11 protein-coding genes are annotated in these 23,812 nt (G+C 39.7%); 1 reads left to right on the top strand and 10 read right to left on the bottom strand.

Going from position 1 to position 23,812, the window contains the following annotated elements; translation table 11 throughout:
• Positions 1-30 precede the first annotated feature (30 nt).
• Both R3X28_RS12215 and R3X28_RS12210 read right to left on the bottom strand, forming a co-directional pair.
• Positions 31-2,097, bottom strand: coding sequence for a DUF11 domain-containing protein (locus R3X28_RS12215; RefSeq protein WP_317664596.1), 2,067 nt, complete (start codon positions 2,095-2,097; stop codon positions 31-33).
• 181 nt (positions 2,098-2,278) lie between these two features.
• Complete coding sequence (locus R3X28_RS12210; protein ID WP_317664594.1) at positions 2,279-14,713, bottom strand: T9SS type B sorting domain-containing protein; 12,435 nt, start codon at positions 14,711-14,713, stop codon at positions 2,279-2,281.
• 187 nt (positions 14,714-14,900) lie between these two features.
• Between R3X28_RS12210 and R3X28_RS12205 the strand changes: the two genes are divergently transcribed.
• Complete coding sequence (locus R3X28_RS12205) at positions 14,901-15,983, top strand: hypothetical protein (protein WP_154366207.1); 1,083 nt, start codon at positions 14,901-14,903, stop codon at positions 15,981-15,983.
• 87 nt (positions 15,984-16,070) lie between these two features.
• On the opposite strand, the gene R3X28_RS12200 is transcribed toward R3X28_RS12205, so the two are convergent.
• The 8 genes from R3X28_RS12200 to R3X28_RS12165 form a co-directional block, all read right to left on the bottom strand.
• Positions 16,071-17,129, bottom strand: coding sequence for a nucleoid-associated protein (locus R3X28_RS12200; RefSeq protein ID WP_317664592.1), 1,059 nt, complete (start codon positions 17,127-17,129; stop codon positions 16,071-16,073).
• 69 nt (positions 17,130-17,198) lie between these two features.
• A complete protein-coding gene (locus tag R3X28_RS12195) occupies positions 17,199-17,696 on the bottom strand; it encodes an IS1096 element passenger TnpR family protein (protein ID WP_317664590.1) in 498 nt (165 codons plus the stop codon).
• 28 nt (positions 17,697-17,724) lie between these two features.
• On the bottom strand, positions 17,725-18,759 hold the full coding sequence (locus R3X28_RS12190) for a COX15/CtaA family protein (RefSeq protein ID WP_317664589.1): 1,035 nt from the start codon (positions 18,757-18,759) through the stop codon (positions 17,725-17,727).
• Positions 18,760-18,874: 115 nt separating this feature from the next.
• Complete coding sequence (locus R3X28_RS12185) at positions 18,875-19,651, bottom strand: OmpA family protein (protein WP_317664745.1); 777 nt, start codon at positions 19,649-19,651, stop codon at positions 18,875-18,877.
• A gap of 59 nt (positions 19,652-19,710) precedes the next feature.
• The gene (locus R3X28_RS12180; protein ID WP_411556611.1) at positions 19,711-21,153 is read right to left on the bottom strand and encodes a CCA tRNA nucleotidyltransferase; all 1,443 of its coding nucleotides are present in this window, start codon (positions 21,151-21,153) and stop codon (positions 19,711-19,713) included.
• 40 nt (positions 21,154-21,193) lie between these two features.
• Positions 21,194-21,766, bottom strand: a complete 573-nt coding sequence (locus tag R3X28_RS12175; protein WP_154366220.1) for an L-threonylcarbamoyladenylate synthase — start codon at positions 21,764-21,766, stop codon at positions 21,194-21,196.
• Entirely contained in the window at positions 21,767-22,636 is an 870-nt protein-coding gene (locus R3X28_RS12170) for an N-acetylneuraminate synthase family protein (RefSeq protein WP_154366222.1), read from the bottom strand.
• Entirely contained in the window at positions 22,626-23,804 is a 1,179-nt protein-coding gene (locus R3X28_RS12165; protein ID WP_317664587.1) for a cytidylyltransferase domain-containing protein, read from the bottom strand. The genes R3X28_RS12170 and R3X28_RS12165 overlap by 11 nt, the downstream gene beginning before the upstream one ends.
• Positions 23,805-23,812: the final 8 nt, after the last annotated feature.

Here is a 23,812-nt window from a genome sequence, read left to right as displayed (position 1 = left end):
ACAAACCTGCACGAATGTTACACTTAAAGTTTAATTTCTGTTCACCCTATAGGTGATTCTCCTATTGGTAATGACGGTCGTTGGGGTGATTTTATTCACGGTAACCGTTTCTGAGGGGTCGTCCGTAGTGGTGTTGGAGTCTATTTGGTCCTGACTATTGGTCACCGTATTGGTGTAGTCCACGGTTGAGATATAAATATTGTCCAAACTGGCCTTTGTTACCAAGGTCAATGTTTCCAAGTCCCCGGGATCCATACTGCCAACGTTCCAGTCGGGATATGTAAAAGATCCTTTTGATATGGATGAGGATATCAATTCGAGTCCCGTCGGTAAAACATCGGTCAATACCAAATTGGAAACAGGGTCTATCCCCAATGTTTCAACGGTGATTGTGAAGGTTACCGTATCCCCGTCATTTACCGTATTCAGGTCAGCGTCTTTTTTCAGTACGATATCCGGGTCACAGTAATAGGCGGTCAAGGGTTGGGAATCATACGTACACCCTCCTTTGGTGACACGAACATAATAATCACCTGCATCGGTGGGTGTATAGGTGGCACTATTGGCACCGGCGATCATGCTCCCGTTTTCGAACCATTGGTAATCGTCGAAATTTGGGTCTACGACCTCTACTTGTGCAGTAGGAAGGCATCCACCTCCCGTAACCTGAAGGTCTACTTCGGGAACTGTATCGAAACCTGAGAAATACCCGGCGATACCCCTGGCACCGTTAAACCCAATGAAGCCTACTGCAATAGGACCTGTTGATTGAACACTGACATCCCCGGTCAAATTGGGAATATAAAAGGTTTTCCATAAACTTGTTCCTGCTACGGTCGAAGCAGTTGGCAGTGTTACCGGTCCAGAATCGTCGGTAACTTGAATATTGGCATCAGGGGTAGAGGTAGAAGCAATTATCGTTACCCCTCCAGAAAGGGTGAAGCCTGCTACATCGGTGATATCGGGAATATTGTCCATTACATCGGGTAGAAGACAGTTTACGGGAGCGACAAAATTCAATCCTTGGGTGTAAATAGCACTAGAACCCGCCATACATTGATATGCATAGGCATCTTTTGAAGTAGTAACATACATATTGGCTCCTACAGAATTGGAAGAATAATAGCTGCTAGGTATTTCAAAATAATCCCCATTGTTAATTGTGGCAATAGGTGTTGTGGAGCCGTTTACATATATTTCAGTACCGGTTTGGGTACCAATGATTATTGGGAATTCTGTTTCACCACCAGTTCCGCCATTACCTCTAACAAACACATATTCCTTACCTAATTTGTTTTCGGGCACTGGTTGGTCTATACCCGCATCCCTATTGGATGAGTTAGCTTGTCTACCATAATTCAGGGACCCATTACTTATTACAATGTTCTTGTCTGCTACTATCGAAGCACCGATCCAACCTTGACTTTGAGCGGTACTGAACGTATTGCCCATGTAGGCCTCGAATACAAAGGATTCATTTTCATTTAAAATTATTTGGTAGGAGTCGTCAGTTATCCCCGCTTGATTACTGCCCAACCGAAATACGCAATCTGTATCATAACCTGATAAGGTTACAGTGGTGTTATTTTCCGTGGCCATGATTCCCAAGGTATTGGATTTTGATATATGTGTTCCCAAATTTGGGACACCGCCCCACTTAAATTTGGTACCCATGGCAGCCCTACCCTTTGAGGTTAAAGAAGCGGCTTGTGAACCCGAAATACCTCTATAATTTACATAAAACTCATCACCACTGGGAGCTTCAAACCGTAACCCGCACCCCTTTAATACAACACCTGTGCTGTCATTTACAACCAAAGTTATGTTGTTGTCGCCATTGGCTAAGTTATACGTGACCGGTGTTGTTTTGGATAATGAGAAAGTTGTGAGTGGAGTGTTGGATGTTCCCAAATAAGCATTTACGGTGAAAGCAGTAGTTTCCGGAGTGGATAAATATACGGCTTGCTGTTGGATAGCCTGATTATTCCCACCCTGTTTTAATGGGGGAAGATAATGTAGATCACTCAACTGGGAATATCCCATATGAACAAAAGCCAATAGAAAAAAGGAAACAAAAAACCTGAGTTTCATTTTCATGCACTTCAAAACTTTAATCTTAATAGTTACTCATTGTACTAAATAACGGTGCTTTTACAAGGAGTGCAATTATTAGTTGTGAAACGTTGTATTGCTGTTGTAAATGCATTGTAAGTATTGTTTAGAAAAAAACCTAAGGCAGTTTTTTTGATACTGCCTTAGGGATATTTTTTCTTATAATTTAGCGATACAAGGTAAAGTGACCTACGAATTCCCTTTCGTCCGCTTCACCGTTTAATTTGATAATATACCAATAGTCACCTGTTGGTAATTCAGTATTGTTATAAAGTCCGTCCCAACCATCTTGGTTATCCTGGAACCTGTAAACCTTACGGCCATATCTATCAAAAATATGAATATAGATATCAGGGTATATCTCGATGTTGATCGGTGCCCAAATATCTTTGGTACCATCTCCATTCGGAGTAAAGAAGTTGGGTATCTCAATATCAATGAACTCCATATAAATTTCCTGGGTAACACTACAACCGTTTTCATCGGTAACACGAACTTCATAAGTATCGGTTCTATTGATCATGTATGTGTTGTCATTACCATTGTCCACACCATCAAAATAGTAGGTGTATTCTTCTTTACCTCCTGTAGCAGTGGCCGTGATTTCGTTAATGCCTTCTTGTGTTACTACAAGTGAAAGGGGTGCGTATTCAATAACTTCAAAATCAAATGTACGTATACAGCCATTTGCATGCGCTATTGTAACATAATGGTCACCAGCAGACATATTAGCGAAATCAGGTTCAAGAACAAAGTCGGCCGGATCCGTTGAATCCAATGCATAAAGCACATCATCACCAACGCTTTCATCTTCTAGGGTTATACTAAGGCTATTGTTGGGAGTATCACCGGTACATTCATATATGACCTCTGTCGTAGCATTAAGGTTAGCGCCAACTTCAACAGTAATTATGTCATTGGTTGAACATCCGTTGGCATCTTTTACAAATACAGTATAAAAGCCTGCCGAAAGGTTTTCATATAACAGTTTGTCTTCAACAAAATCACTTGATTCGTTTGAATTTAAACTTGTGAAATATGGTGCCGTTCCTCCGGTAATATCCAAGGTGATCGAACCATCACTACTCTCGAAACAAATTTCGTTCTGTACGGTGTAATCCATTTCTAAGGTAGTTGGCTCCGTTATGGTAAATTCAATCACTTCATAACAACCAAGACTGTCTTGGGCAATTACCGTATAATCCCCGGGACTTAATTCATCAAATGTATTCTCCTCAACAAATTGATTTAGATTTGGGGAAATTGCATACAAGTAATCCCCTGTACCTCCACTTAAATTAATGGTAATACTACCATCGTCCTCACCATTACAGGTGACATCCGTAATATCATAATCCAGTGCTAATGGTATAGGTTCATCAATAATTATGGCATTGGAGACGATTTCACAATCCCTACTTTGGACCCTTACATAATATGTTCCACTAGGGAGGTCCGCAAAGGTTCCATCGGTTTGGTTTGCCCTTATTTCGGTAGTGGATGCAGCATCTCCAAATAAAGCATATTGATAACTGCCAAGACCACCATCCGCGTTTGCTATTATCAATGCGGAACTATCCCCTGAGCAATTAACTTTTGCCGCTGTGGTATCCACGGTCATGGTCAAATCTTCGATAGCGTTTACTGCTATTTCGTTGGAAATAACAGAGACACAATTATAGTTGTCCTTAATGTAATACCTATAAGTGCCAACAGGCATGTTCTGGAACAAATTGGTGTCTGATCCATTGATTTCATTCATGTTGTTATAGGTAATGCCATCCTCACTCCATGTATAAGGAGCCGTTCCGCCAGAAGCAATAAGCAAAAGGTCTGCTCCTACAAGGCAACTATTCGGGTTTTCCGTGATTAATATGGCATCGACATCCGTTGGTTCTACAATTTCAACAATCGTAGTTTCAAATGAACAACCTATATCATCGGTTACACTAATGCTATAGAAGCCTGAGCCAAGTTCAGTAAAGTCTGGGCTCGTTTGTAAAGCAGAATTGCGCAACAATGTGGTACCTGAAATGTCATCATACGTATTAAGGCTGTAGCTGTAATTCGGGCTTATATTTCTTGTAGGGTCAATAATAAAAGAAATCGAAGCGTCTGTATCTCCAGTACATACTAATGTAGTATTCGTAACCGTACCTGTTAAGGCATCTGGTTCTACGAGCTCAAAGGCATCTGGAAATATTTGGGAACAACCAAGCGCATCTGTCACCTGTACATCATAATGACCAGCTTCCAATCCTTGGAAAAGATTCGTATTCACTTGAAGGGCATTGTATGTGGAACCTGTTGTGACGTTGGTTAATACAATATCATATAAAGCTTTACCTCCAAGCGGGTTAATGTTTGCTGTTCCTTCATTATTGGAACAACCTACATTGGACGTATCTATCGTATCCAAGGTTATTGTGGCAGAAGGTGTCGTAATCGTAAATGTACGCTCTTGACTACATTCCGGGAATGCAGCCTGTACCGCCCTAACAATATAATTACCTGCTGCTACTGGTATCGTTGCAGACGTTCCTGTTCCGGAGAAAGTACCTTCATCATCTATTCTGGCAGTAGGCGTGCCATCTGCATTTAAAACTTCCCAGTCAAAATCACCTGTATAGGTGGCATCTGCAAAGGTTATTTGTATGCTACCGTCGTCACCGAAGCAAACAACATTGGACAATACATCAACATTTATATCGAACGTATTGGGTTCTTCCACAACATGTTCTGTTATGATCGAACATCCCGTCGTAGTATTTGTTATTTGAATGGTATGGGTCCCGACCTGCAGATCTGCGAAAATATTTGATGTTTGGGTCGTTCCAGAAGGTAATAGCCTATACTCGTAATTTCCAGGATTCGACGTATATGTGTTATTGTTTGTTACAACATCTACCCTTATTTCTTCACCGGTATTCGTAGTAGCGCAACTGATTTGGGTAATTACATGCGTTGAAGCGGAAATGAAGGGGTCATAAGGATCCACGGTAACTGTTTGCTCGCTACTACATCCATTGTCATCAATAACACGAACGATTACATCACCACCGGCAAAATCAGTATAGTTATATGTAGCGGTTAATCCACTCTGTAAGATCGTACCTGAGGCAAAATCTTCAAATTCATATCGGGAATATGTTAAACTACCGCCTGTCAATGAAGATTCATCCAGGGTGATTATAGCATTATTTGTTGTGTTATCCGATGTACAACCAAACTGGGTTACAGTTGGCGTAGTAAATGCGATTACATTTGGCTGATCTACTACTATTGATGCCCTAGTAGTTACACAACCGTTAGGTCCTGTTCCTATAACATCATAAGATCCTGCAGATAAACCAGAGAACGAATTTGTAGTGGTGTCATATGTAGCTACATTGGGAACCAAAGAATATGATAAAGGATTATTTCCATTATTGACTTCTGCGATTTTAATAACTCCATCTGTTCCACCATTACAAGTTACATCTGTTGGTGTAGCGGTAAAGTCTGGCTGTATTGCCGCAGGCACCACAACTGTAAATACACGCTCACATTCCGGGTTCGATGTATTTGTGTCATATATGGTAACCGTATAGGTTTCAGCATTGGAAATCATCTCAGTAGCATTAGTTGTAAATGGAGTCAAAGAAGCTATAGGATTTCCTAAAGAATCTTCAATCTCATAAGCATAATTACCGGAACCAGATGATGCACTAATCAATATTTCTGCGTCATTGGTACAGCCCAAACTTTCTTCTAAAGTAGCCGTAGCCTGTAATGTAGGATATACTTCAGTTGTGTGTGAGTCTGTACAGCCATTACCATCTTTTACGAAAATGGTATATGTGTTAACAGCTACATTTGTAAAAACACCACCATTGTCTACATAAGTAGAGCCCCCATCAATCGAATACAATAAGGTTGAAGAATCGCCCACTGTGGTATTAACGGTTATTGTTGGCGATGTGCTACAATTATCAACTACGATACTATCAATGGTCGGGTTAGCAGCTAAAGACATGTTAATTGTTCCTAAGGGATACTCACAACCATATTGGTCACTGATACTTACCGCATAATCGCCTCCTACAGAACCTGCAGGAATTTCTAAAGGATTATCTGGTGTGCCAGTAGCAATTACTGTTGCAGAAGGATCTGTAAGCGTAAATGTATAGGTACCTCCGCCACCTGTGATGCCTTCTACTGCAATAAGTCCAGGACTAGCGCATGTAATATCTTCTAATTTGTTTAAAGTAGCTGAAATAGGGTCTAATTCTTCCAATAATAGATTTTCCGATGCAGAAATACATGTATCGGTAACACCATCTATTTCGGTAATCTGAATAAAGTATTCTCCTTCATCCAAAGTGTTGAAAGTTAGGGTGTGAGGGGAAGTGAAAGGGACATTTCCACCACTATCGGTTACTAGAGTTGCAGTTCCACTGGACATGTCATATAATTCCCATCTGAATTCTACTCCAAATGGACTTTGGTTGTCAGTAATTGTATAGGTAATATTTCCGTTGGATGCTCCAGAACATGTTGGTGAGGATGTAAAATCTATTTGTAAGGGTAAGGGATCAATAATATCATTTACATTTTTATCACTTTGTCTTACACATCCATTAAAGTCTTTCACATAAAAGACATACGTTCTTCCTGGAACCAAGCCCGTCCAAGTATGATTACCGTAACCCGCAGCAACGGTGACCGCAGTACCTGATGAATCATCTACTGTACCACCAGCAATCCATGTTGCGGTAGTGGGGTTAAAGTTAGCAGGATTATCAGAGTAAGCATACTCATAACCTGGAGTACCTTCTGAACCTTGGACTTTCACTTGTAATTCATTACAGTCAACCACAATAGCAGTTAACTTAATATCTAAATCGTCTAAAGGATAAGGGATAGTGAACCTTGGGAAATCGGTTTGACAAATAGTATTGCCGAAGCCATCAACTGTCCTCATGGATGGCAATACATTTTCCCCAGACAAGTATCCTGTGATAACATCCGAAGTACCGGGAACTGAATTATCCGCAACCCAAGTATTACCACCATCTGCACTGAACTCTATAGTACCTAGGGTTGTTGGGTAGTTAAAAAACTCAAAACCATATTCGTTAGCATCCGTACTAGCACAAGAAGCAGGTAGCACACCTCTGTACTCACCGATTAATTCATCAGGATTATTAATGGTTACATTAGGGGTTGATGTAACCGTACAGCCACTTGCGTCTGTAATGTTAATCGTATAATCTCCCGGATTTAAGTTGTAAAATGTTCTAGAATTACTTATTACGTTAGTAACTGTTTCATTAGAAGCGCCAGCGTTATCTATATCTATAATTTCATAGGTATATGGTGCAATGCCGGATGTTACTTCTACCTCAATTGTTCCTAATCCGTCATGACACTCTGGGTCTGTCGGCGTTGCTGTAAAAATCAAGGGTGTAGCAGGGTTTACAGTTACCGTTTCCATAAATTCACAATGTGGGTCGGCTGCACCGTTGTCCCACACATAAACATCATATGAGCCAGCATCTGCCGCTGCAACTGTAAATGAACTTGTACTACTGAAATCTACTGCTGTTACAGGGGTCGTTGTCGGAACAAAGGCGTATGCTAAGTTTCCATCACCACCACTGGCAGTAACCGTAATGTTACCATCTCCACAAGAACTAACATCCGTAACGTCTACCGTAGCATTTAAATTTGGCTGAATCACAATTGTTTCTATAGATGAGGTACAACTATAAGCATCGCTTACTTCTACATCATAACTTCCATTCGGTAAGCCTGAAAAAGTATAAGTGGTATCGGTTGTTGGGTTAGGGGTCTGCCATGCACCACCATTTATCCTGAAGGTGTAGTCACCATTACCCGAAGTTACATTAACGGTAATCGTAGCATTGTTCGCTCCATCATAACATGTTGTGAATGATGTGTCAAAACCAATGGTTTCGGGAGCTGAGACCGTTACCGGAGCTGTTGATAATACCTCACAGCCATTCGCATCTTTTATACGTATCAGGTAATCTCCGTCGGTAACGTTGTTAAAGATGGTACTGGTTTGATAGGTAACCACGGCAGTACCTGAAGTATCCTCCAATTGGTATTCGTAACCAGGAGTACCACCAGTTGCCGAAGCTTCCAAGGTTGCACCAGTGTTGAAACATGTATACTCAGCCTTTTGTTGTAAATCGGGAACTATAGTTGCCGGAGCTGTCAAAGTTACAGATGTGGCCGAAGTTGCCGTACAAGTATTATCGCTTACCTTACGAACCATAATGTCATAGGTTCCGTCCGCCAATGTTGAAGGTGTGGTAAAGATGGCCGTTGATTCTGCGGCCCAATTCGTACCGCCATCGGTAGAATATTCATAACCGGTGACCGTATCGAAATTCTTCACTTCAAAACGGATACTACCATCACTAGTACCATTACAAGTTGGGTTTGTGCTACCTAAAATACTTACACTGAATTCTTTGTTATCCTCCACAACGATTGTCAAATCCTGTGTGGTTTCACATACTTCAGGAATTTGGGAAGCCTGAATATCGTCCAAGACCAAGAAATTCCCATTGTCGCTATCCAAGTTGGTACGTAAGACAACACCAACGACGGTGTTTGATCCAGGATTGAAAGTTACTTCTCTTAAATGCCAGTCATCGGCATCATTGTTTTTAGGTATTGCCGTAGTAGCGGTACTGTTGATTACGTTACCTGAAGCATCTATAAGCTCTACAAGTACTTCAGGGTCGTTACCTGATGCACTGTTGATTAAAATATTGTAGGCATAAAAGGAGATGGTAATATCTTGGTTGGCCAAAACATCCAATCCGGTCCTGGACCATAAGACGTTATTGTTGCCAGCCGAGGTACTTACCCCTATGGCCATGAACCTGCCATCCGTTAAACCGGTACGGTCGTTAGGGCTTCTCCATGAGGTATTGGGGTTGGTAACGGTATTGGTCACTGCATATTCACCATTGACCAAAATACCTGCGGGGCCTAAGTTGCAAGCGGTGTTGGAGCCATCTTGCGGTTCAAAACAATATCCAGGGCCTATTTCTCCAATTTGAGTGGTTATACCTGTTCCAAAGTTTTCTAGGAATAAGGTGCTCTGGGTGGGTGTTATGGCGCTTGAATAGCCTATGGTCACTGTATGAGACCCGGCATTTACATTGTTGAACACATTACTGTCCTTAGGGGTATTCGTAGTACTGTCAATTGTGTAGGTGTAATCAAAGTCCGTGGTATTGCTCGGTGTAACGGTTATTGTTCCAGATCCATCACAAGCATAATCGATTGCGCTATCGAAACTTGGGTCGGCAACAGGGGCATCAACCGTTATTTCCATATCATATGTACAACCTAAATTATCTTTTATGGATAAATTATAGGTGCCAGCTGTTAATCTTTGTTCATTTACGCCGGTATATGACGAACCACCATCAAAACTATAGGAGTAAGGAGCTTGTCCACCATTGGCATTCAATATTTTCACTAAAGCTCCCGAAGGGTCGCAGGAGACATCTTCCACAATTGCCGCCGAAGCAGTCAATCTAAATGGTTGGTCAATCTCATACGTTAATGTTTCGGTACATCTTGATGTTGATGTACCACTGGAATCCCTTACTGTAATGGTATAAGATCCCGCATTCAAGTTATAAAATACATTTGTAGTTTGGAAAGTGGTACCACCATCCAAGCTGTATTCATAAGGTGCCGTACCTCCGTTTGCTGTAATTGTTAAACTCGATGTTGAAGAATCTGCACATACAATATCTGTGTGGGATGCGGAAATGGTTACTGGACCCAAATCTTGTAGGGTGACACTATTTGAAAGTGTACTACAACCATTATCATCAAAAACGATAAAAACATATGCTCCGGCATCTGTACTGTCGGGAAACAAAAAGTCATTAGTGGTTTGTAATTCAGTTGTCGGAACGTCATCCGCACTTGCGTATAACTCAACTCCATCTACACTCCATATGGCCATGTCGTAATCAGGATCTGGGTTTCCACCATTTGGTGTTAAGGTTATCAAGCCTGAATTACAAGTAATGTTTTCTGTAACGCTTGCAGATAAAACCAAGTCGGGGTATTCATCAACCGTTATGTTTTGGGTGTCTGTACATCCGTCTTCCGTTGAGGTAATTACAATATAGTCACCAGGAGGAACGCTATTAAAGGTAAAGGTGTTATCGTCAATCGCGACCTCTTCTTGAAAGAATGTTCCCGCGCCACTATTGGTGCCGTCATCTAGACGAAGTTCGTAACTATAATCAGGCAATACATTCAAGGCTTGTATTGAAATTGTTCCAAAACCAGTACAGTCGGCAAGGGTGGATTCAATATTTACTTGGTAATCCATTTCTTGGATACCGATATCCTCGGTTTCAAAAATACATGCATTATCAATCGGGTCTCCAGATATTGGGTCTAGGGTTGTGATCTGTACTTTATAAGTTCCACTGGTCGTAATATCGAAATTAGGTCCATTGTTGTCTGAAAAAGGTATTACGATATTATTGGTAGTGGCATTTACAAGTTGATAACCATAACTAGAACTTGGATTTGTAATTCTTATGTTTCCAGAAGTGTTACATAAGATATCCGAAGAAATATAATCGATATCCAATGTGTTTTTGAAAACATTGAAGTAAAAACGACTGAAGCAACCATTTTCATAATTGATCACTACTCTATATTTACCACTATCGGTTACGGTATAATTATTTTGAATGGCAAGGTTTGTCCATGAACAACCGGAGTTGGTAGTGGCGCAATCATCACCTATATCCGTACAGCTTGTTTCATCCAGTAGTTCCCACACGATACTTTCTGCATCGGTTATCCCTAATTGCAATGTGGCTTCATCATTTTCCCCACATAGGAATATATGAGGCATTTCACTACCGTCAATGGAACAGGATACGATTTCCCCTTGTAAATCATTATCTGTATTTACGTCTGAGTTTACTTGATTGAAGTATGTGATTATAGGGTTGGTCTGAGTGGATCCAAAACGTTCCACTGTAATAAGTTCAACTAAGTCGGCACATCCTGTAGCGCCACTTTTTTCTACAATGTAATTACCGATTTCAGTAATTACCAATGTACTCGGGTCACTATCGCCATCATTAATTGGTGTTTCCGTTGCATCTATTTGACCGTTACCATTGGCATCTAAGGCCCATGTGTACGTTGTAAACCCGGAACCTGCGGTCAAGGTGGCGAAATCACCACATAATTGTACGGTTCTAGCTGTATTACAGTTTTCTAAGTCAGTTAATAAACTATTCGTTGCTACGGCCGGAGTTGAACTACAACTTGGGGTATTCGTTGATCCCGGTTCGTCACTGAAAGTGTTGGTATTGGTAACCCCTTGATAGGTAGAATATGCCAGGTTCTCTATGGTTTCGGAACATGCATTTACAAATGCGGAACAGTTTGATGAAAGTGTTACCGTAATACGGATAGTGTATTTAGGGTCATTGACTTCCACAAGGTTGTCCGGTATTTCAAAAGTAATGATGTTGTTAACCGCATCATGACTGTACGTTGCAAAGTCTAAAGCGCCACTAGTATCAATATTATCAACGGTTACATTGGCTGGCAATACATCTCTAATCGTAAAGGATGTAGCATTGTCATTACCGGTATTTTGGAAACGAATTACATAATCAAAGGTTTCGCCAAGGCTAATATCCTGTCCGTTTATATCATTACCGCTCAAATCTTCGGTGGTGTTTTCCAAGTTGATTTCAGGTGAGGTGACCAGGGTATAAGACGCACCGATTACAGCTCCGGTATTCGAATCGACTACAGGGGTGCCCGTACCATATTCTCCACCATCATCACCATCTGCACTGTTATCTTTATAAAACTCATCGGCATCGGTACAACCATTATCATCACTGTCCAAATCGAGATTGTTTGGGTATCCATCACCATCTGAATCAATACAAGTCTCAGGAACTAGAATGTTTATTTTTACATCGTCGATGAAATTACCGATAGAAATACTTCCATTGGCCGTAGATACGGCTTCAAAAACGAAAACGGTATTCGTTTGACCTACAGGTACGGTATAGGTTCCTGAATATAGCACCCAAGCCGTGTTGTCCGTAGTCATTGTTTCTTGTACGGTGGCACTGGCAAGATCCGCCCCGATTCTCAATTGCATCACATCGGTGCCGGCTCTACCCCTGTGTCTTACCGACCAGCTCATTTCGGTACCTGGTGTTAAGCATAAGTTTTGGTATAGGGCACCATAATTATTGGCGTTAAGTTCTACGTGTTGGTTGCCATCATAGGAATTTACTCCCGAGTACCCTGATTCCCAGATTTCAATTTTCTTATCGGTTGCGGTTGAAAACCATCCAGGAACACTACTTTCATCAAGAATCGCCATATTTGAAATGTCCGGGTCTTCAAAACTTTCGTTCACTATGGATTCAAAACAAAACGCACCTTCGCATTCATCACTATCATAAATACCGTCATTGTCGTCATCGACATCCACAATATCCACTACACCATCATTGTCAAAATCGTTGTGTACAATAATATTGGCCGACATTATATCTTCCGTGATATTTTGATCAACTTGGTCCTGTGTATGGGTAACAGTATTGGTGACGTTGATCAATGGTGCTATGTCAATTTCATCACCCACTACTTCAAGCTCTAAAAATACAGGCTCTCCAGGTTCGAGGGTTCCAATATTCCAAACTGTGCCGTTCCAGGTTCCCGTAGTAGTAGAACCTTTGACAAGTGTTAAACCGGCAGGAATGTTATCTGTTAGTTGTAAGTTGGTAACAGGTTCAAAGTTTTGATTCTCCACCCTAATTGTAAAAGTCGCGGTCTCCCCTTCAACGATTTCGGGCTTGTCCACTGTTTTATTTACAACGATATCCCCTTCACAGTAGAAAATTGTAATGGCTTGTGAATCGTAGGTACAAGGTCCTTTTGTTCCTCGAACATAATAGTCGCCCGCGATTGTTGCGGCATATTCGAATGTATTGGCCCCTTCAATCAATTGGCCGTCAAAAAACCATTGGTATGCATCAAAATTATCATCTGAGGCCTCGAAAATGGTCGACCCAGCGAAACAATCCCCCGCTGTACCCCCATTAATTTCAAGGACTACTTCTGGTACAGTATCAAAACCTGAAAAATAACCCGCCACACCTTGGGCCCCGTTATATCCAAAAAAACCGATAGCCATTGGCCCGGTTGATGTTACGCTGATGTCACCATCTAGATTTGGAATAAAGAATGTTTTCCAATCATCGGAACCTGCCACTGCATCGGATGCTGGTTTGGTGATTTCCACCCCATCTTGGAAAACCTTAATGTTTTCATCCGGGGTATTTACCGATGCGGTAATCGTTAAACCTCCGGTAACCGTGGATCCGGCAATGTTACGAATGTCCGGGATATTGTCCATTACATCTGGCAAAAGACAGTTTACGGGAGCAACAAAATTCAGTCCTTGCGTGTACAAAGCACTTGACCCTGCCATAGATTGATAAGCATATACATCTTTTGATGTTTGTACAAGCATATTTGCACCTACTGTATTAGAAGAATAATAACTGCTCGGTATTTTATAGTACTCACCATCATCTATCGTTGCTATAGGTGTAGTACCACCATTTACGAATATTTGTGTGTTATCAGCGATGGCAATGACAAGTGGAAATTCCGTATACCCGTTCGAATTACCATTACCCCTTACGAAAACATATTCCTTACCAAGTCTGTTTTCAGGAACAGGTTGGTCAATACCGGCATCCCTATGGCTTTGGCCAGATTGACTACCGAAGTTGATCATCCCGTTACTTATAACTATATCTTTATCCGAATCGATCGATGCACCGATCCAACCATCCTCATGTGCTGAGGTCGGAGAAGTACCGATATAAGTTTCAAAAACAAAAGACTCGTTAGCATCAAGTGTTATGGTATAAGAGTCAGCAGTTATACCGGCCCTGTCGCTGCCGACCCTAAATTCACAATCAGAATCATAACCTGATAATGTTACCGTTGTATTATCCTCAGTTGCCATGATGCCCAAGGTGTTTGATTTAGAAACATGACTACCTAGGTTCGGAACACCTCCCCATTTAAACTTGGTGCCCAAGGCTTGTCGGCCCTTGGCAGTTAAAGAAGCTGCTTGTGAACTGGATTTCCCCCTGTAGTTTACATAGAATTCTTTACCACTGGGAGATTCAAATCGTAAACCACTATTGTCAAGAACGATCCCGGTATTACCATTGTCTACCAATGTAATGTTATTGTCCCCATTACCCAATGTCCAAATCACCGGATTGAGATTGTCAATATTAAAAGTGTTTATGGGAGAAGTATTTGTACCTCTGTATACATTTACCGTAAACGCGGTTGTTTCAGGAGTTGACAAATATATGGCTTGGTTCTGTATCCCTTGATTATTTGCCCCTTGCTTCAAAGGTGGTAGATAATGAAGGTCACTTAACTGGGCAGAAACCTTAATGCTTGCTAAAAGGACAAAAAGAAAAAGGAGAATACTCCTTTGATAGTTTGGTTTGGTTATAATGCTTGTATACACGAGGATATGGAATTTATACTTTACTACGAAAAAACCACCTTTTATTGGGATTTGCAGATAATTGTTGCCAATCAAAAAAAACAATAGGTAAACGCTCTTATCGGTGTGGTTATAGATTTGACCATAGCCTGAAATGTTTGGTTTAGCACAGCATATGTTTTTTGTATCTTTAAACCAAACAAAGGCTATGACAGAAGAAAAATTAATGTCGAAGAAGAAACCGGCCTATCCGGTCAGTAAGGCGTTGGATGCTTATTTGGAAAGATATAGTAGAAAAATAGTGATACCCATTTGTTATGACGATTTACTGCGTTTTATAGGTTCAGTTGTAGTTTATGACTCCAATGATGAGGACACCCTTTGGGTAAGGGTGTATTATAATGAATATGACCGTCAAGAAATAGATACGAGTTTAAAACGGGTGTATTCACTTTTGCTTTCAGATGGTAGTGGACATATTGATCAATATTTGAATGTTGATTCGGTTGATTACTGTACTTTCGGTAATTCCAAACCTTTTAGAATTAAGGTAAGGAACGTGCTCAACGATAACTTTACTTATTTCTACGTGAAGAAGGCAGATGCTTCCAGAATCTATGGTTTGGAGTTAGAGCATATGCTTTCCCCATATAACCTCAATTTTTTGGTTTATGAAGATACCTTGATCGAGGAGCATATTGCCGGCATACCCGGTGATGTGTTCATTAAGGAAATGTTGCCCAAATGCACCGAAACGGAAAAAGCCCAATTGGCGAAAGAGTTCGTAAAGTTCAATGAGCGTTGTATGATCAGGTTGTTGGGTGACATGCGTTCTTATAATTATGTTATCGTGGCCACTCATGATTTTGATCATGTGGTCTATAGGATCAGGGCCATAGATTTTGACCAACAGTCTTTTGAAGGCAAATTGAAGGTTTATCGCCCGCAGTTTTTCAAAGAGAATTTTCAAATGGTGGAGTTGGTTCGAAAGAAATTGCTCAAAGATTCCATTGATCAGTATAAGTTAGAGGAAAGATCTATTGTCGCCAAACGTATTTTGAGTTCGGGAAACCGAATTAAATTATTGGATAAAGTATGTAAAAAGGACGTAATATCATTGCCGGAAAATGTAGAAATGCTAAAAGGTCAGATTTACGAGCTTACTAAAGATATACAATTTAAAAAATGTACTACCATGGGTGAAATCCTGGATCTGGCCTTGGATTTTGTCAAGCGAAACTATAAGGGGGTAAGTATGAAGCAGATCCTAGAGCACAAGATCAAAATATAAAATGGTATCATATCCCAAATAACAATATTAAAACACATGTTAATTTGTGTCTTTTTTATTATTTGGGATTTTATAGTTTAAAAGGTCTTAGCTTTTTTCCTCTTTATTGAAGTAGACCAGATAATAATACATTTGTCTTTCCTCATCCCATCCTTTTTCAACGAACTTTTCTGCTGACTCCGGATTTATAAAGTCCATTTTTATTTGGATATTGGTGTCCAGATTAATGACGTTCTTTATCTTTTTTCGTGCATCGGATACCGCTTTATTGGCGATGTCGAATGTTGATACATCCTCTATACTGTATTTAGGTCCTTTCTCGACCTTATAGTGTTTAAATTCAGGTATAAGTTCCGGGTTCTCAAGGACCTCATTTAAAAAGTTGGTTTCTTCAAAAGCATCATTTTTGGCAAAGTGGTTAACCGCCTTGTTCATGAAGAGCACCTCTTGTTGTTTGTCTTCTGCGGGTAAAACGACATCCTTTGCAAAATTCTGACAGAATTTAAGGTAGTTCTTAGTATAGAAATTTTCATCGGCAAGGGCATCAACATCCAAGAAATTCTCTAACCAATATTTGGCATCATAACGGTTACTGTCAACAGAAAGTACCTTATAGCCTTCTTCTTTGTTGACATTGAAAATAAGACAGCCTTTGTCCAATTTATTAATATTGATCCCTTGCTGTACCACAAGGTCCAAATTGCTTTCCCTTTCTTCGAATTGAAGAAAATCTTGCTTTAATTCGCTCTTGAAAATACCTACTGCATCTACTTTTTTGTTATCCAGTACAACATCGGATAAATAGGCAACATATACTTCCCCGCTTTTTATATGTGGATGGTTTGATTGATCAAAAAGATGTGTTGCAATTCTTTTCGATTGATCGTGCACACATGCTGGATCATTAAAGATTTCAGTGACTATTTTATGTATTTCATTAAACTCCACGTCTACTTCGTTGGTAAGTTTAAAGTAGTTTTCTTCTTTTTCCCTAAATGGTTTAAAAAAATATTCTTTTAATAGTCCAGTCGTCTCATCATTTAGACTGAAAGGTTGGGCAGATAAAAATATACCTTCATTTTTATTCTTATTGCCTACTCGGTGCAAAGAAATACTTTCGATATGGGTAGGGTATAGGTTTATCATCGTAATTAAGGATTAATGGTTAAACGTTGTTTTTTGTGGGTAGATCGTTAGATATGAACGGATAGGAATTTAGTTCCAGTTTTCATCAAAATCAAGATCATCGTAGTTTTCAAAAGTGTCATCAAAATCGAAGGCCGTGTTTTCAGCCTCGAATTTTTTTTCTGGTGGTGATTCCGGTAATTCCCCAAAACTGAAAATTACATTCGGGTATGCCCGTCCCGCTTCATTCTCTGTAATATCGGCCAATTCAACAAAGAACGTCCACATATTCAAAAAATCATAAACGTAAATCAACTTGGGGGTTTTTTCGGTAAGAACATCCTCTAAAAAGGTTTCGTTCATCAATCTAACGTCATCCCCCCCTTCACTCATATCAAAAAGAGCGATTTCCTCATCCTGTTTCCAGTCTTCATCACAGGTATAAAAAGAAGCCATTTCAGTACCTAGAAACCCGAATGACTGGGCAATGGTGTTATGGAATTCTTCCATTGAATTATGTGCCTCAATTTCAATATCCCTAAAGATATCCTCATTGGCGTCCAAGATAATCCGGATTTTATATATCATTGACTCTAATTTTTGAAAGAGAGCAAAGTTACAAAGTTTTATGACTTCTATCCGCATTATAAGATTCCAATACCAAATAGAATTGGATACCGAATAAAAGAGAGGCCAAAACCAAATGCATGGTCTGACTCATAAAAGGAAAATCCCAATAGAACATGGCCATACCCGAAATAACCTCAATAAGAAGAATGCTCAATACCCAATTGATTTTGGTAAGGCCCAAATTCAAATTGTAGATTCTGTACGCTAAATAAAGATTGAACAAAACCACCAAAATGGAAAATGAACGGTGAACATAAAATGCAATAAGCGGTTTTTGCAACCATAAGTTTTTGGCCGATTCACCTACAAGCTCAACTTGCTCATCCACAAACTGCCTAACTTGTGTGCCTAAAACTATTTGAATGAGGGTTAATACAAAAACTATGGATAGCAATACCATGGTTTTAGAATCGAACCCATGGTTTTTTGGTTTGTCTTTTGATATGAAGATTAGATAAAGTAGCATGGCAACAATCAGTAATGCCATGACCATATGCACTGTAATCCTGATAGGTTCTAGTACAGAATAAACAACTGTTGCTCCTAACCAAGCCTGGAATCCCATGCCGAAAACCACTAGCCAGGATAAAAGGGTTATCCTTTTTTTACTTTTCCAATATCCGAAAGAAATAAAAGCCAATACCAAGGTGGCCAAACCAGCTAAAGCCCCGAAAAGACGATTAATGAATTCTATCCAAGTGTGCCAAGGGTTAAATTGGGCGTAGTCATGTTTCGTATAGGGTTCCCAATGATCCAAATTAAGCTTATCGCTACTGGCAAAATCCTCTTTTGCAACTTGTAATGATTCGTTCAGGATTATTACCTGTCCTTTTTGGTATACTTGTCCAGGTTTCCATTGTAGTTGGGATTCTTCAGTAGGTGGTATTAGATGACCAAAGCATTTTGGCCAATCCGGACATCCCATTCCACTTCCGGTCATACGAACAACAGCACCTGCAATTATGACCAAATAAACCAATACCAATGTGATTTTAGCTATTGAATGGTATTTTTTGAACATGTGGTAGAGTTAAGGACTACAAAATTAATGTTCTTTTCCAATTTTCATATACATTGAAGGATAATCCTATAAAAAAAGGGGCCAAATGTGCCCCTTTTTATTCTACTTATATCTGTTATTCTATGACAACAAATTCAGACCGCCTATTGGCTTGGTGTTTGACTTTTGAACAAGGTACGTTATTGCTACATTCATTCGTCAATTTGGTTTCACCAAATCCTTTTTGAGCCAATCTATCAGGATTTACCCCTTTTTGGATAAGATACTCTATGGTCGAATTCGCCCTTTTTTGGGATAGGCTTAAATTATAACTATCAATGGCCCGTGAATCTGTATGTGAACTTACTTCTATTCGTACTTCAGGGTATTCATTCAAGAAGGTGATGTTTTTCTGTAAGCTTGTTTCAGCATCCTTTCTTACATTAAATTTGTCAAAGTCAAAATATATCGGTTCAATATTCAGATATGATATAAGTTCGGTATTAATTGGGGTTTTTCTTGTCTTCTCCAAAGCAAGGTCAACACCTGAAGTATCTTGGGCTTCTAAAGTGGTAAATGTTTTATCACCCGTTTCATAATCCGATTTAGAAGCTACGATTTTATAGTCGCTACCTACACAATTGCCCTTAACCTCGAAAGAACCATCCGTTTTCGTTTCGGTAACAATTTGATCGTTACTGTCAAAAATAACTACATCTGCACTATAAAGCGCATCACCGGTTTCTTTGTCATAGGCCAAACCCAACATAAGTTTATCACTTATTTGAAAGCCGAACAAAGCACTTACAGCGGCGTCCCATCTATAGGAAGCACCAAGCGTAAATTTATCGGTCGACATAAAATTCGCGGAAACATCTATTTGTAAGGGTGCTCCTTGTACGGTTTTTACAATGCGGCCGGTTTAAATCGATGGATTGTAGTAATATTTACTTTTGGGAATATTGAAAAAAACTATTCGGATATTGGATTTAAACCTAATTCTTTTGCCTTGGTTAGCATGAATTCTTTTGCGGCCTTATGGTCGTTTGGGATTTCTCCTTCAAGAATCGCTTCCTTGATCGCAGCCTTGATAATGCCTATTTCCTTAGAAGGTCTTAGGTTAAAGGTTTTCATTATTTCTTCCCCTGAGATGGGTGGTTGAAAGTTTCTAACATGGTCGCGTTCTTCAACTTCTATGATTTTCTCTCGAACGATCTTGAAATTGTTTTTGTACTTTTTCTGCTTTTTTGTGTTTTTGGTGGTAATGTCGGCCTCACATAGTGTCATAAGGTCATCTACATAATCACCTGCATCGAAAATAAGTCTGCGAACTGCAGAATCCGTTGCGAATTCTTCGGCCAGGACAATAGGCCTGGAACTCATCAAAACCAATTTCTGGACGTATTTCATTTTGTCGTTTAAAGGAAGACGCAACCTTTTAAATAGTTTAAAGACCATTTTTGAACCCACAAATTCATGGGCATGGAATGTCCAACCGATTTTTTTATGGAATTTTTTAGTAGGCGCTTTCCCAATATCGTGTAATAGAGCGGCCCATCGTAACCAAAGGTTGTCAGTTGTTTTGGATATGTTGTCAACCACTTCAAGGGTATGCCAGAAATTATCTTTGTGGCGCTGGCCGTCAACTTCTTCAATACCTTCCAAGGCGGTTAATTCGGGTAGGATATAATCCAGAAGTCCGGTTTTGTGCAATAGGGATAAGCCAATGGACGGCTTTTTGCTAGCGATTATTTTATGGAGTTCGTCAACGATTCGTTCTTTAGACACAATCTGGATTCGATCTTTATTTTCGGTTATGGCCTGCAACGATTTCAATTCGATAATAAAATCCAATTGCGTGGCAAAACGAATGGCTCGCATCATGCGTAATGGATCATCGGAATAGGTTATTCCAGGTTCTAAGGGGGTTCTGATGATTTTGTTTTCCAGATCGGCTATTCCGTCAAAGGGATCCAAAAGATCTCCGAAATTTTTGCTAGAGAGAGAAAGGGCCATAGCATTTATGGTAAAATCACGACGCTCTTGATCCTCTTGTAATGTGCCATTTTCTACAACGGGTTTTCGACTATTTCGGTCATAGCTCTCTTTACGTGCCCCTACGAACTCCAACTCCATATCACCATACTTTATCATGGCTGTTCCGAAGTTCTTGAAAATTGATATTTTAGGATTTCCTGATAGTTTTTGTGTTACTTTCTTTGCTAATTCGATTCCACTACCAACGGCCACAACATCAATATCTTTGGGGTTGCCTCGTTGAAGAAAATAGTCACGTACAAAACCACCAATAACATAACAATCGACCCCAAGCTCATCTGCTGCCTCTGAAAGGATTCTGAAAATCGGGTTTTGTAGCGCTCGCTTATGGTTTTGTTGTGGCATTTTTGAAGGCATCTGGACTCCGCTTAATATTATAGCGAATACTGTTCGTTACTTACTCCCGGATTATTTTAACCGTTCCATCATTTCCTAATTTGATAATCGATGAAGGTGGTCCGTTTTTTTTATCGTGGTGCAAATTTACGATATAGGCGACACCTTTTAAAATAGGGTCGCCGATTTCATCGAAACTACGTGGGGTGGCTTGGCCCGCTAGATTTGCTGAAGTTGAAATAATTGGTTTTTTGAATTTGTTGATCAAATACTGACAAAATTTGTCTGAAGCTACCCGTATGGCCATGGTATTGTCTTGGGCAATGGCATTTTTTGCCAAGCCTATAGGGTTGTCATAGATGATAGTCGTAGGTTTGGTCGCTAAATCTAAAATGTCGTATGCAACATCAGGTATGTTTTCTACATGTCTTTCGAGCATGGCATCATTGGCTACCAAACAAATCAGAGCTTTGGAATCTTCACGTTGTTTTAATTCATAGACCTTTTTTACTGCGTTTTCATTCGTGGCGTCACAACCAATGCCCCAAACCGTATCGGTAGGGTAAAGGATGAGCCCACCACGTGATAGGGTTTCGATACTATTTTTGATCTCGGCACTAAAATCGGAACCCATTTATTTTTTATATTTTAGTTTCACCCTTTGTACATTTTCGATGTCCAAAATATCCTTTTGTTTATAAGTTAGGGCCTTGAACGTGGCTTGTAGGTCTCGACATAGTTTTCTAAGTCCCATTGGCTCCAATGAAGCTGAATGATCCGTGCCTTTCCACGTGCGGTCCAAGGTAAAATGCCTTTCTATAATGTGGGCACCTAATGTGTATGCGGCGATATCAACGGCGATGCCAAGATGATGCCCCGAAAAACCAATACTTTTTACTTTGGATTCGTATTTTTCTTTTAGTTTTAGAATATCAAGTAAACAGATATCCTCAAAAGGTACCGGGTAACCAGAGGTACAATTGTAGATTACTAAATCTTTATTTCTTTTGCGTTCGGTAAAAAAATCTACTAGGATTTCAATCTCACTTTTAGTAGTCATTCCAGTAGAAATATGAATTTCCCCTTTGTAGTTTTTACAAAGCCAATCCAACATTTCGAAATGGTTGTTACAAGCAGACGGGATTTTTATGAAATCGGGATTGAGACTTGCAATTTCCTCTGCTGAGGTTGTATCCCATACTGAAGTCGAATATGTAATACCGACTTCTTCACAGTAATCCTTTAAAATTCCGTGCTGGTCCAGGTCAAATTCCAAAAACTCTCGATGTTCACCATAAGTGTTGCCATAAGAATTGGCAGGATTAGGATGCGGTGTATTGTATTGTTGGTCTGTTAACAACTCTTTGTTGTTTCTTTTTTGAAATTTAACAGCATCTGCATTTCCGAATATTTTGGCCATGTAAATCATTTCTTTGGCGATTTTCATGTCACCTTTATGGTTACATCCAATTTCAGCAATAATATAAGGTTTCTTATAGTTCATCGAATCTTTGATTATAGTTTATTATAAATTCAGAAGCTTCTCTAATGGCTCCTTCGGCAGATTTATGGTTAAGTGTTATATCTGCATGGTATTTGATTGGCTTGGTGGCGTTTGAAGGGCAAAAAGACCAACCGCATCTTAACATATTGCTCAAGTCGTTAATGTCGTCCCCTATATATGCGATTTCTTTAGGGGATATATTTTTTTCGGTACAGATTTTTTCTAAAAAAGAATACTTGTCCTTTACTCCAAGATAAACATTTTTTATTTTAAGCTTTTTCATTCTTTGCTCCACGACCTTTGAATTTTCGGAAGTCATTACCATAAGTTTTACGTTATGTTGTCTTATGATTTCAAGCCCCATGCCATCTCGCATATCAAAAGTCTTGGAGAACTCACCATCTTTACTTATAACAATTTTTCCATCAGTGAAGACCCCGTCAACATCAAGGATTAAATAGTTTATTCTTTGGGCCGATTTAGAAGTCTTGAAATTTGAGATAAGCAATTGTTCTACTAACTGCCAATCTGTTTCAGAATCAATCTCTACTAATGTATCTTCCGACATTTCTAATATACCTATGTTACCACTAAGTCTGTTCTTCGATTTTAATAGAGACGTTTTTTTAGTGCAATAAACCGCCCCGTTCTCAATGAGTAATCCATCAAAATCTTGTCTTCTAGGTCTTTTGTTATAATCATAGTTAAGACTGTTTCCGTCTTTTGACCAAATGAATCTGTGTGTTTTTACAACACTCAGAACAGCATCCAAGTTATTGTTTGTAAGCTTCGCCAAGGCTTGGTTTATATCGGCCCTTTTCGTAAGGGGGGAAGTTGCCTGCAGCAAGCAAAATATATCAAATTCATTATTGATCATAGAGCTAAACTCCATTATTGCATGCTCGGTTGAGGAGGTGTCAGATGCATTTTCGGCAGAGCGCTTTACACAAGAGACTTTTGGAGACCATTTAAAATGCCGGTCAACGTAATCGATAATTTCATCATCATCCGTAAAGACAAAAACCTTATCTAGATTTGAAAATATTGCTTCTGTAAGTACCCAAGTGAATAAAGGTCGACCTAATAGTTTTTTTTTGTTCTTGTTCGGAATACCCTTAGAATTTTTCCTTAATGGTATAAACCCGATTTTATTGTTTGTTTGACCCATGAATGTTG

This window comes from Maribacter sp. TH_r10 (genome assembly GCF_033101095.1).
In the GTDB taxonomy this organism is placed as follows: Bacteria; Bacteroidota; Bacteroidia; order Flavobacteriales; family Flavobacteriaceae; genus Maribacter_A; species Maribacter_A luteus.
The sequence above is the reverse complement of the archived record's forward strand: the minus strand, read 5'-3'. Positions and strand labels throughout refer to the sequence as shown.